Raw genomic sequence first — 10,724 nt, forward strand, 5'->3', positions numbered from 1 at the left:
CCCGCCGCCCGCACCACCGCCTCCGTCAGCCCCGTCCCCTGGGCGGCCGCCTCCGGGGCGCCCCGGAGGGCGTACAGCCGGGCCACGTACTTGCCAATGAGGTCGCCCTCCAGGTTCACCTGGGCCCCGGGCCCCTTGCCGTGCAGGGTGGTGCGCTGTTGCGTCTCCGGAATCAGCTGCACCCGGAAGGTGCTGGCATCCACCGCGTTCACCGTGAGGCTGATGCCGTCGATGGTGACGGAGCCCTTCTCGATGAAGCAGGGGGCCAGCTCCGGGGGCAGCCGGAACACCATCACCCACGAGCCGCCCTCGGCGAACGTCTCCAGCACTTCACTGACGGCGTCCACGTGGCCCGACACCAGGTGCCCGCCCAGCCGGTCCCCCAGCGCGAGCGCCCGCTCCAGGTTCACCCGGTCGCCCGCCTTCCGGGCGCCCAGGGTGGTGCGCCGCAGCGTCTCCGGGGCGGCCTGGACGCGGAAGGTGTCCCCGCCCTTCTCCACCACCGTGAGGCACGCGCCGTCCACGGCGATGGATTCCCCCAGGGCGAAGGCTTCCGCGCCCAGTGAGGTGCGAATCCAGTAGTCGGTCATCGCGCCAGAGGTGACGCGGGTGATGGTGCCAGTGTCCTGGATGAGGCCGGTGAACATGGCCGGGACTTATAACGGATGCCCCGGCGGGGCGCTGGCCCCTCAGAGCAGGGCGCGCAGGAGGACGTCGTCCCCCACCTTCTCCATCGTCAGGTCCTTCACGGCCAGGGCGTGGGCCATGTCCTTCACGCCCAGCTCCCCCGCCCAGGACAGCCCCCCGGCGCCCACCAGCTTGGGAGCGACGAACAGGGCGAGCGCATCCGCCAGGTGCTCGCGCAGCAGCGTGCCGTACAGGCCCGCGCCTCCCTCCACGAGCACGTGGTTCAAGCCCTCCTTCTTCACGCGCTTGAGCACGGCCTTCAGGTCCACGCGGTCCTGCTTCGCGCGCACGTTCCACACCTCCACGCCCTGGGCCAGGAAGCGGCGGGCGCGCCGGCCCTCCGGGTCCTCCAGCGTGGCGATGACGGTGCGCGCGGGGCTGCGCTGCGTGAAGACGGTGTGCCCCGGGGACAGCTTGAGGTGCGAGTCCACCACCACGCGCACCGGGTCCTTCCCCCCGCCGCCAGGCAGCCGCGTGGTGAGCTGCGGGTCGTCCATGCGCACGGTGTTGGCGCCCACGAGGATGGCGTCCACCTGGTCGCGCAGCCGGTGCACCCACGCGCGCGACGCCTCGCCCGTCACCCACTTCGAGTCGCCGGAAGGCGCGGCGATCTTCCCGTCCAGCGTCACCGCGGCCTTGAGCGTCACCCAGGGCAGGCCGGTGCGCATCATCTTGAAGAAGGGCCGGTTGAGCGCGTCCGCCTCGTCCTTGAGGACGTGCGTCACCACCGCCACGCCGCCGCGCTTGAGCCGGTTGAGCCCCTTGCCGCTGACGAGCGGGTTGGGGTCCGACGACGCGCTGAACACGCGCCGCACGCCGGCCTCCAGCACCGCCAGGCTGCACGGCGGGGTGCGCCCGTAGTGGTCGCACGGCTCCAGCGTCGTGTAGAGGTCCGCGCCGCGCGCCTTGGAGCCCGCGGCCTCCAGCGCCACGACCTCCGCGTGCGCCGTGCCGGCCTTCTTGTGGTGGCCGCGCGCGATGATGCGCCCGCCCTTCACCAGCACCGCGCCCACCACGGGGTTGGGGCTGGTGCGGCCCAGGCCCTTGGCGGCCTCTTCCAGGGCGATGCGCATGAAGAACTCGGCCACCGCGTGGTCGAAGTCCGCCGCGCGCTTGGAGCGGGGCGTCTTCACCGCCTGCAACCGTGACCGCGTGAGCAAGCGCATACCGCCCTTCCTAACCGTCCTTGGGCGGAGTCACAGGCGGCTTCGCCTTGCGCTCTCGCTCCTGGTCCTCGAGCAGATCCTTCAGCTCGTGCATGAACTCGGAGATGTCCCGGAAGCTGCGGTACACGGACGCGAAGCGCACGTAGGCCACCTCGTCCAGCTGCTGTAACCGCCGCATCACGTGCTCGCCAATGGATGAGGAGGCGACCTCCTTCTCCCCCATCCCCTGGAGCAGCCGCTCGATGTCCTCCACCGTCGCCTCCAGCTGCGCGGCGGACACCGGGCGCTTCTCACACGCCTTCTTCAGGCCGTTGAGCATCTTCTCGCGGTCGAAGGCCTCGCGCCGTCCGTCCTTCTTCACGATGAGCGGGTAGAGCTCCTCCACCCGCTCGTACGTGGTGAAGCGGCGCTTGCAGGCCAGGCACTCGCGGCGCCGCCGGATGACGGAGCCCTCGTGCGACTCCCGCGAGTCGATGACCTTGTTCTCCGGGTCCTGGCAGAAGGGGCAGCGCACGGGCGGATTACTTCAACCGCGAGGCGTACAGCGGGAAGCCCTGCGCCAGATCCTTCACCTGCCCCTTGACCCGCGCGAGCGCGGCGTCGTCCTGCGCGGCGTCCAGCGCCTGCCCGATGAGCCGGCCCACCACCGCCATCTCCGCCTCGCGCATGCCGCGCGTGGTGATGGCCGGGGTGCCCACGCGCACGCCGGACGTCGTCGTGGGCTTCTCCGGGTCGAAGGGGATCATGTTCTTGTTGACCGTGATGCCCGCCTTGCCCAGCACGTCCTCGGCCACCTTGCCGGTGAGCTTCTTGGCGCGCAGGTCCACCAGCATCAGGTGGTTGTCCGTACCGCCCGAGCACAGCCGCAGGCCCGCGCTCTTCAGCGCCTCCGCCAGCGCCTGCGCGTTGGCGACAATCTGCTTCTGGTACGTCTTGAACTCCGGCGACAGCGCCTCCTTGAAGGCCACCGCCTTGCCCGCGATGGCGTGCATCAGCGGGCCGCCCTGGATGCCGGGGAAGATCTGGCTGTTGATGGTCTTCGCGAAGGCCTCGCGCGACAGCACCATGCCGCCACGCGGGCCGCGCAGCGTCTTGTGCGTCGTCGTGGTGACGATCTCCGCGAAGGGCACGGGCGACGGGTGCACGCCCGCGGCCACCAGGCCCGCGATGTGGGCCATGTCCACCAGCATGGCGGCGCCCACCTTGTCGGCGATCTCGCGGAACTTCGCGAAGTCGAGCGTGCGCGGGTATGCGCTCGCGCCCACCACCAGCACCTTGGGCTTGTGCTCCAGGGCCAGCGACTCCACCTGCGCGAAGTCGATGGTCTCCGTGTCGCGGGACAGGCCGTAGTGGACGACCTTGTAGAGCTTGCCGGAGAAGTTGAACGACGCGCCGTGGGTGAGGTGGCCGCCGGAGTTCAGGTCCAGCGACAGCATGGTGTCGCCCGGCTTCATCAGCGCCATGAAGGCGCCCATGTTGGCCTGGCTGCCGGAGTGCGCCTGCACGTTCACCGCGTCCGCGCCGAACAGCTCCTTCGCGCGCGCGATGGCCAGGTTCTCCGCCACGTCCACCACCTCGCAGCCGCCGTAGTAGCGCTTGCCGGGGTAGCCTTCCGCGTACTTGTTGGTGAGCACGGAGCCCACCGCCTCCAGCACCGCCGGGGAGACGAAGTTCTCCGAGGCGATGAGCTCCAGCCCCTCCTCCTGACGCTCCGTCTCGTGCCGGAGCACCTGGGCGATTTCAGGATCCACCTGGGACAGCGTGCGGGTGTTCTCCATGGGGGTTGCCTCCTGGCGTACGAACGAAGGGGACTGCGTAAGGGACGCCTGCCAAGCCCGTCAGCGCTGCTGGGCCTCGACGTCGCGAATCTTCTGGACGCGCTTCTCGTGGCGGCCGCCCTCGAAGGCGGTGGAGAGGAAGGCCTCCAGGATGCCGCGAGCGACACCCGCGCCCACCACGCGCTGGCCCAGGCACAACACGTTGGCGTCGTTGTGCGCGCGGGTCATCCGCGCCTCGAACTCAGACGTGCACAGGGCCGCCCGGATGCCCCGGTGCTTGTTGGCCACGATGCTCATTCCGATGCCGGTGCCGCACACCAGCACGCCCAGCGTGCCGGGCTCGGAGACCACCTGCTGCGCCACCCGCGAGGCGAAGTCCGGGTAGTCCACGGACTCGCGCGTCTGGGGGCCCAGGTCCTGGAACTCGGTGCCGCGCTCCTTCAGGAGCGCCACCAGCTCCTGGCGCAGCTCGATGCCCGCGTGGTCGGAGGCGAGGATGACTTTCACGGCCGGACTCCGTTGAAGCGGGGCCCGCGCCCCTGGGGCGGGGCCCCAAGGGCGGTCAGCTGAAGCGCTTGAACACCAGCACCGCGTTGGTGCCGCCGAAGCCGAACGAGTTGCTCATCACCGCGTCGACGCGGGCGTCACGCGCCGTGTTGGGCACGTAGTCCAGGTCGCAGTCGGGGTCCGGCGACGTCATGTTGATGGTGGGCGGCAGCACGTTCTTCGTGAGCACCTGCACGCTCACCACGGCCTCCGCGCCACCCGCCGCGCCGAGCATGTGGCCCGTCATGGACTTGGTGGACGACACCGCCAGCTTGCGCGCGTGGTCGCCGAACACGGCCTTCAGGGCCTTGGTCTCGTTGGCGTCGTTGAACGGCGTGGACGTGCCGTGGGCGTTGACGTAGCCCACCTGCTCCGGCCGCATGCCCGCGGACTCCAGCGCCAGGCGCATGCAGCGCGCCGCGCCCTCGCCCTCGGGGGCAGGCTGGGTGACGTGGTACGCGTCCGAGTTGGCGCCGTACCCCACCACCTCCGCCAGGATGTTGGCGCCGCGCTTCTTCGCGGCCTCCAGCTCCTCCAGCACGACGATGCCCGCGCCCTCGCCCATCACGAAGCCGTCGCGCTCCTTGTCGAAGGGACGGCTGGCGCGCGCCGGGTCGTCGTTGCGCGTGGACAGGGCCTTCATCACGGAGAAGCCACCCATGCCCAGGGGCGTGATGGCCGCCTCCGCGCCGCCCGCGATGGCCGCGTCCGTCTCACCCAGGCGGATGGACTTCCAGGCCTCGCCGATGGCGTGCGCGCTGGTGGCGCACGCCGACACCGGGGACCAGTTGGGCCCCTTGCAGTTGTAGCGCATGGAGATGAGCCCAGGCGCCATGTTGATGATCATCTGGATGATGAAGAAGGGCGACAGGCGGTCGAACCCCTTCTCCAGCCCCTTGCGGTGCTGCTCCTCCAGGGAGGAGATGCCGCCGATGCCGGAGCCCACGATGACACCCACGCGCTCCGGGATGTAGCCATGGGGTGCGTCCGGGCCGATGGGCAGGCCCGACTCCTTCACCGCCATGTCGGCCGCGGCCATCGCGTACTGGGCGAACAGGTCCATCCGGCGCACTTCGCGCCTGTCGATGAACTGCTCGGGCTGGAAGTCCTTCACCTCGCCCGCGATGCGCGCGTCGAGCTTCCCCAGATCGAAACGGGTGATCGTGCTGATGCCGGACTGCCCGGCCAGCATCGCCTGCCAGTTCTTCTCGGTGCCGGTGCCCAGCGCAGAAATGATGCCGGTTCCGGTGATGACGACTCGACGGTTTGACACTGTTCTTCTCCGCTGACCGCGATGGGGCGCGGAAGCGCCGGTGAGGACGCTCCCCCAAGGCCCCTGGACTTCCGGGTGTCGCGACTGCCTACTTCTTGTGGGTCTTCACGTAGTTCACGGCGTCGCCGACGGTCTTGATGTTCTCCGCCTCGTCGTCGGGAATCTCGACCTCGAACTCCTCTTCCATCGCCATGACCAGCTCGACGATGTCGAGGCTGTCCGCGCCCAGGTCTTCGATGAAGGACGACTCGGGCTTGATCTCATCCTCACCCACACCGAGCTGGTCGGCGATGATGGACTTGATCTTGGTTTCCACGTCGGTTGCGGTGGTGGACATACGTACGGAACCCTCCAGCTCCAGATGGGGCCCGCCGTTGGAGTCGCGGGCCGTCTTCAAGGCGGGCGCGGTATATCCCACGCCCGGCGGCAATCCAACCTTGGCTTACATGTACATGCCGCCGTTGACCTTCAGGACCTCGCCGGTGATGTAGGACGCCGCATCACTCGCGAGGAACACCACGGCCCCGGCGACCTCCTCCGGGTTGCCCAGGCGGGCCAGCGCGATGCCGCCCACCATCTTCTGCCGCAGCTCGTCGTCCAGGTGGGATGTCATGTCCGTCCCAATGAAACCCGGGGACACCGCATTGACGCGGATGCTCCGGCTGGCCAGCTCCCTGGCCACGGACTTGGTCAGGCCGATAAGCCCCGCCTTGGCGGCCGAGTAGGCGGCCTGCCCCGGGTTGCCCATCTCCCCCACCACCGAGGTGATGTTCACGATGGCGCCGGAGCGCTGCTTCATCATGGGGCGGCTGGCGGCGCGGATGAGCGCGAAGGCGCCCCGGAGGTTGGTGTCCAGCTGCCGGTCCCAGTCCTCGTCCTTGACGCGCATCACCAGGCCGTCAATGGCCATGCCCGCGTTGTTCACCAGCACGTCCAGCCGGCCATGCGCCTTGACGACGCCGTCGATGGCGCCCGCGCACGCGGCGGTGTCCGCCAGGTCGAACTTCACGGCCTCCGCCTTCGCGCCCGCCTGCTGGAGCAGGGCCACCGTCTCCTGCGCGGCGGCCTCGTTGCCCACGTAGCTGATGACCACGGTGGAGGCGCCCGCCTTCGCGAAGGCCTGCGCGCACGCCCGGCCGATGCCGCGCGAGCCGCCCGTCACCAGCACCACCTTGTCCTTGAAGCCGCTCATGCTGCCCCCAGCGCGGCGAGCACCTTCTCCAGGGTCGCGGCGTTCTCGACGTTGAACGATTCGATGTCCTTGGTGATGCGCTTGATGAGCCCGCCCAGCACCTTGCCCGGCCCCAGCTCCACCACGTGCGTGACGCCGTTCGCCTTCAGCGCCTCCACGCACTCGATCCAGCGCACCGGCGCGCTCACCTGCTCCAGGAGCAGCGGCACGATGCGAGAGGCGTCCGAGTTGGGCTTCGCCTCCACGTTGCTCACCACCGGCACGGACGGCGCGCTGATGCGCACACCGGCCAGCACCTCCGCCAGGCGAGGCTTCACGGGGTCCATCAGCGCGCAGTGGAACGGGGCGGAGACGGGCAGCGGCATCACGCGCTTGGCGCCGGCCTCCTTGCACTTCGCGCCCGCGCGCTCCACCGCGGCCGCGTGGCCCGCGATGACCGTCTGCTCCGGCGAGTTGTAGTTGGCCGGGGAGACGACCTGCCCTTCCGCCGCGGCGTCGCAGGCGGCCTTCACCGCGTCCGGGGTGAGGCCCAGGATGACGGCCATGCCGCCCGTGCCCACGGGCACCGCCTCCTGCATGAAGGTGCCGCGCGCGCGCACCGCCCGCGCCGCGTCCTGGAGGTCCATGGCGCCGGCGGCCACCAGCGCGGAGTACTCGCCCAGCGAGTGGCCCGCGACGAACGCCGGGGCGGGGCCGCGCTTCTGGAACACCGCGTGAACGGCGGCCGACACCGTGAGGATGGCCGGCTGCGTGTTGGCGGTGAGCTTCAGCGCCTCTTCCGGGCCCTCGAAGCAGGAGGTGGAGAGCTTCTCGTGCAGCGCGTCGTCCACGGCGTCGAAGACGGCCCGCGCTTCAGGGAACTGCTCGTAGAGGTCCTTGCCCATCCCCACGGCCTGACTGCCCTGCCCGGGAAACACGAACGCGACCTTCGCCATGTTGCGGTCCTTCCTTGTGTCGTCCTGCCTACCAGCGCACCACCGCGCTGCCCCACGCCATCCCCGCGCCAATGGCCATCATCGCGATGACGTCGCCGCGCTTGAGGCGGCCGGCGCGCTGCGCCTCGTCCAGCGACATGGGCAGCGAGGCGGAGGACGTGTTGCCGTACTTGTGGAGGTTGAGCCAGCATTTTTCCTTGGGAATCTCCAGCCGCTCCATCACCGCTTCCAGGATTCGCAGGTTCGCCTGATGGGCGATGACGTGGTCCACCTGCGTCGTGTCCATCCCGTGGGCCCCCAACGACGCCTGGGTGGATTCCACCAGCGCGCGCACCGCGAAGCGGAACACTTCCTTCCCGTTCATCTTGAGCTTGTGAAGATTTGCATCCACGTTGTCCGCGGTGACGGGGGTGCGGGAGCCACCGGCGGGGATGCAGAGCAGGTTCGCGAGGTCGCCGTCGGTGCGCAGGTGGGTGGAGAGGATGCCGCGCGGCGCCATGGCGTCCCCTTCCGCGTCCGGCTCCGCCCCCAGCACCAGCGCGCCCGCGCCGTCCCCGAAGAGGACGCAGGTGTTGCGGTCCGTCCAGTCCACCGCGCGGGTGAGCAGGTCCGCGCCCACGACGAGCGCGCGCTTCACCTGTCCGGTGCGCACGAACTGGTCCGCCACGCTCAGCGCGTACAGGCCCCCGGCGCACGCGGCGGAGACGTCGAAGGCGAAGGCGCGCTTCGCCCCCAGCTTCGCCTGCACCAGCGCGGCGCACGACGGCATGGGCATGTCCGCGGTGACGGTGCCCACGACGATGAGGTCCAGGTCGCCGGGCGCCACGCCCGCCATCTCCAGCGCGTTGCGCGCGGCCTGCACGGCCAGGTCGCTCGTCGCCTCATCCGGGGCGGCCTGCCTGCGCTCCTGGATGCCGGTGCGCTCGCGGATCCACGCGTCGCTCGTCTCCACCAGGCGCTCCAGGTCCTGGTTGGTCAGGACCTGCGCGGGAGCATAGGAACCGGTTCCGATGATGTGCGTGCGTGCCACGGGGCCTCCGAACTCGTCGGAGTCCAACGCGCGGCCGGCGCGCTCTAATCGGCCCCTGCGTCTCCGTCCGCCTTCCTTCCCCGCTGGTGGGGAGGAAGCCAGGCGGCGGCGTTGGCAATGCAGCGCGTCAGCTCTTCCTGCACGCCCGCGCGCACATGCTGCAGCGCGGTGACGAGCGCGTTGTGGATGGCGCGGGGGGAGGAGCGGCCGTGCGCGACGATGCCCACTCCCTGCAGGCCCAGGAGCGGCGCGCCGCCGTACTCGGCGTAGTCCATGACGCGGCGCAGCCCCGCCAGGGTGGGCTTGAGCAAGAGCGCGCCCAGCTTCTCCGGCAGGCCGCCGCGCTTCTCGATGGCGGAGCGCAGGAGGCCGGTGATGCCCATGCCCACGCCTTCGGAGGTTTTCAGGACGATGTTGCCGGTGAAGCCGTCCGTGACGACCACCTCCACGTCCCCGGAGAACAGGTCCTTGCCCTCCACGTAGCCCACGAACTCCAGGTCCGAGCGGCGCAGGAGGGCGCTGGCGTCCCGCGTGAGCTGCGTGCCCTTGGAGTCCTCCTCGCCGTTGGAGAGCACCGCCACCCGGGGGCGCTTCACGCCCAGGCGGGTGCGCGAGTAGGCCTCGCCGAGCACGGCGAACTGGGCCAGGTGCGAGGGGCGGCAGTCCACGTTGGCGCCCGCGTCCAGCAGCAGGCAGCGGCCTTCGCCCTTGAGGGCCGGGAACAGGGCCGCGATGGCCGGACGCTCCACGCCGGGGATCCGGCCGAGCGTCAACATGCCACCGGCCATCACCGCGCCGGAGTTACCCGCCGACACGAGGGCGGACGCCTCCCCTTGCCGGACGAGCTCGAAGCCCACCCGGAGCGAGGAGTCCCGCTTGCGCCGGAAGACGGCGGTCGCGGGGTCGTCCATCTCCACCACTTCGGACGCGTGGTGGAGGTGGATATTGGGGGGCGAGCCGGCGCGCTCCAGGACAGGGCGTACACGCGTGGCGTCCCCGACCAGCACGAGTTCGTGCCCGGGATACGCTCGCGCGAACAGCACGCCCCCGTCCACGACGGCGTCGGGGGCGTGGTCGCCACCCATCGCGTCGAGGACGAGCCGCACCGGCAGCCTTCCGCTTTCAACTACTCCGCGGCGGTCGCGATGACCTCACGGCCACCGTAGTTGCCACAGGCCGCGCAGGCGCGGTGCGGCATCACGGGCTCCTTGCACTTGGAGCACTTGATGACCTGCACGGGGGTCCGCAGGTTGTTGTTGCCGGCCCGACGACGGTCCCGGCGCATCTTCGACGTCCGCTTCTTGGGAACTCCCACGGCTCACCTCGGCATCGGACCCGTCCCCCCTCGCGACCTGCGAGGGGCATAGGGACCGTCAGTTCAGCTTGATGTTCTTCAGCGGCGACAGTCGAGGGTCCACGACCTTCGGCTCGCAGCCGCACTTCTTTTCATTGAGGTTCTGGCCGCACTGCGAGCAGAGCCCCTGGCAGTCTTCCCGACAGACCGCGCTCATCGGGAGCGCGAGCAATACCTGTTCCCGGACGATCGGATCCAGATCGATCGTCTTGCCATCGAAAACCTGCTCGTCCGTGCCGTCCAGTTCGAAGGTGCCCCCGGATTCACCCTGGGTGCGTTCCTTCTTCTCCATGACCTTCTCGTCGTCGTCCTTGAAGTCATCCCCCCGGGCCAGGGACTCCGGCACCAGGTTGATGGTGAAGGACACGGGCAGGTCCAGCTTCACGTCCGTGAGGCAGCGCTTGCAGGGCGCGCCCACATGGACGGTGAAGTTGCCGTTGAGCAGCACGCCGCCGCTGACCTTGCGCAGGGTGGCGTGGAGCGTGGACGGAGCGGTCGCCTGGAAGCCGGTTTCCGCACCGGACCCCTGGCCTTCCAGGGCCTCCTTGAGGAGCCCAGGAGCGATGGGCTCGTCGAGCGTCAGCCCCGCTTCTTTGATTTGTTCAATCTTTACGACCATCTACAAGGCTTCCCGGCAAAAGGGCGCGCAACATAGAGGGAGTCCCCCCGTCAGTCAACACGCCGGGTTGGGCTTGAGAGCCGCGTCGCGTGGATCCACTCAACACCGCCCTCGTCGCTTTCCTTCTGATGCGCATCCCCGCCC

General features: G+C 69.8%; 13 protein-coding genes. All 13 read right to left on the reverse strand.

Translation table 11 applies throughout. The annotated features are described in order from the left end of the window. Nucleotides 1-647: riboflavin synthase (locus D7X55_RS27350; RefSeq protein WP_199747161.1), on the reverse strand; the 647-nt coding region annotated here is incomplete at its 3' end. Between the two features lie 42 nt (nt 648-689). Next, complete coding sequence (gene ribD, locus D7X55_RS27355) at nt 690-1,853, reverse strand: bifunctional diaminohydroxyphosphoribosylaminopyrimidine deaminase/5-amino-6-(5-phosphoribosylamino)uracil reductase RibD (RefSeq protein WP_120550814.1); 1,164 nt, start codon at nt 1,851-1,853, stop codon at nt 690-692. A gap of 10 nt (nt 1,854-1,863) precedes the next feature. Further along, nucleotides 1,864-2,367 carry a transcriptional regulator NrdR gene (nrdR, locus tag D7X55_RS27360; protein ID WP_120550813.1) on the reverse strand — a complete coding sequence of 168 codons (504 nt, stop codon included), beginning with the start codon at nt 2,365-2,367 and terminating at the stop codon, nt 1,864-1,866. Nucleotides 2,368-2,374: 7 nt separating this feature from the next. Then, nucleotides 2,375-3,631, reverse strand: coding sequence for a serine hydroxymethyltransferase (gene glyA, locus D7X55_RS27365; RefSeq protein ID WP_121724593.1), 1,257 nt, complete (start codon nt 3,629-3,631; stop codon nt 2,375-2,377). 60 nt (nt 3,632-3,691) lie between these two features. Continuing rightward, on the reverse strand, nt 3,692-4,138 hold the full coding sequence (gene rpiB / locus D7X55_RS27370; RefSeq protein WP_120550811.1) for a ribose 5-phosphate isomerase B: 447 nt from the start codon (nt 4,136-4,138) through the stop codon (nt 3,692-3,694). A 55-nt stretch (nt 4,139-4,193) separates the two neighbouring features. Continuing rightward, the gene (fabF, locus tag D7X55_RS27375; RefSeq protein ID WP_120550810.1) at nt 4,194-5,450 is read right to left on the reverse strand and encodes a beta-ketoacyl-ACP synthase II; all 1,257 of its coding nucleotides are present in this window, start codon (nt 5,448-5,450) and stop codon (nt 4,194-4,196) included. A gap of 88 nt (nt 5,451-5,538) precedes the next feature. Continuing rightward, nucleotides 5,539-5,787 carry an acyl carrier protein gene (acpP, locus tag D7X55_RS27380; RefSeq protein WP_014395452.1) on the reverse strand — a complete coding sequence of 83 codons (249 nt, stop codon included), beginning with the start codon at nt 5,785-5,787 and terminating at the stop codon, nt 5,539-5,541. 105 nt (nt 5,788-5,892) lie between these two features. Beyond that, nucleotides 5,893-6,642 carry a 3-oxoacyl-[acyl-carrier-protein] reductase gene (gene fabG / locus D7X55_RS27385; RefSeq protein ID WP_120550809.1) on the reverse strand — a complete coding sequence of 250 codons (750 nt, stop codon included), beginning with the start codon at nt 6,640-6,642 and terminating at the stop codon, nt 5,893-5,895. Continuing rightward, nucleotides 6,639-7,577: an ACP S-malonyltransferase gene (gene fabD / locus D7X55_RS27390; RefSeq protein WP_120550808.1), complete on the reverse strand. Its 939-nt coding sequence runs from the start codon at nt 7,575-7,577 to the stop codon at nt 6,639-6,641. Before fabD ends, fabG begins: the two co-directional genes overlap by 4 nt. Nucleotides 7,578-7,605: 28 nt before the next feature. Next, nucleotides 7,606-8,607 (reverse strand): beta-ketoacyl-ACP synthase III, encoded by a 1,002-nt coding sequence (locus D7X55_RS27395; RefSeq protein ID WP_120550836.1) that lies wholly within the window; start codon nt 8,605-8,607, stop codon nt 7,606-7,608. Nucleotides 8,608-8,651: 44 nt separating this feature from the next. Beyond that, complete coding sequence (plsX, locus tag D7X55_RS27400; RefSeq protein ID WP_121724594.1) at nt 8,652-9,713, reverse strand: phosphate acyltransferase PlsX; 1,062 nt, start codon at nt 9,711-9,713, stop codon at nt 8,652-8,654. Nucleotides 9,714-9,733: 20 nt separating this feature from the next. After that, a complete protein-coding gene (gene rpmF / locus D7X55_RS27405) occupies nt 9,734-9,922 on the reverse strand; it encodes a 50S ribosomal protein L32 (RefSeq protein WP_014395447.1) in 189 nt (62 codons plus the stop codon). Nucleotides 9,923-9,980: 58 nt separating this feature from the next. Continuing rightward, nucleotides 9,981-10,580, reverse strand: coding sequence for a DUF177 domain-containing protein (locus D7X55_RS27410; protein ID WP_120550806.1), 600 nt, complete (start codon nt 10,578-10,580; stop codon nt 9,981-9,983). Between the last annotated feature and the right edge of the window lie 144 nt (nt 10,581-10,724).

It is taken from the genome of Corallococcus sp. AB049A (genome assembly GCF_003668885.1).
Lineage (GTDB): Bacteria > Myxococcota > Myxococcia > Myxococcales > Myxococcaceae > Corallococcus > Corallococcus interemptor.

What these genes read in the sequence shown, in the direction of transcription:
- ribD (WP_120550814.1), bottom strand. Translation starts at nt 1,853, where the DNA reads ATGCGCTTGCTCACGCGGTCACGGTTGCAGGCGGTGAAGACGCCCCGC.
- fabG (WP_120550809.1), bottom strand. Translation starts at nt 6,642, where the DNA reads ATGAGCGGCTTCAAGGACAAGGTGGTGCTGGTGACGGGCGGCTCGCGC.
- D7X55_RS27410 (WP_120550806.1), bottom strand. Translation starts at nt 10,580, where the DNA reads ATGGTCGTAAAGATTGAACAAATCAAAGAAGCGGGGCTGACGCTCGAC.
- acpP (WP_014395452.1), bottom strand. Translation starts at nt 5,787, where the DNA reads ATGTCCACCACCGCAACCGACGTGGAAACCAAGATCAAGTCCATCATC.
- fabD (WP_120550808.1), bottom strand. Translation starts at nt 7,577, where the DNA reads ATGGCGAAGGTCGCGTTCGTGTTTCCCGGGCAGGGCAGTCAGGCCGTG.
- glyA (WP_121724593.1), bottom strand. Translation starts at nt 3,631, where the DNA reads ATGGAGAACACCCGCACGCTGTCCCAGGTGGATCCTGAAATCGCCCAG.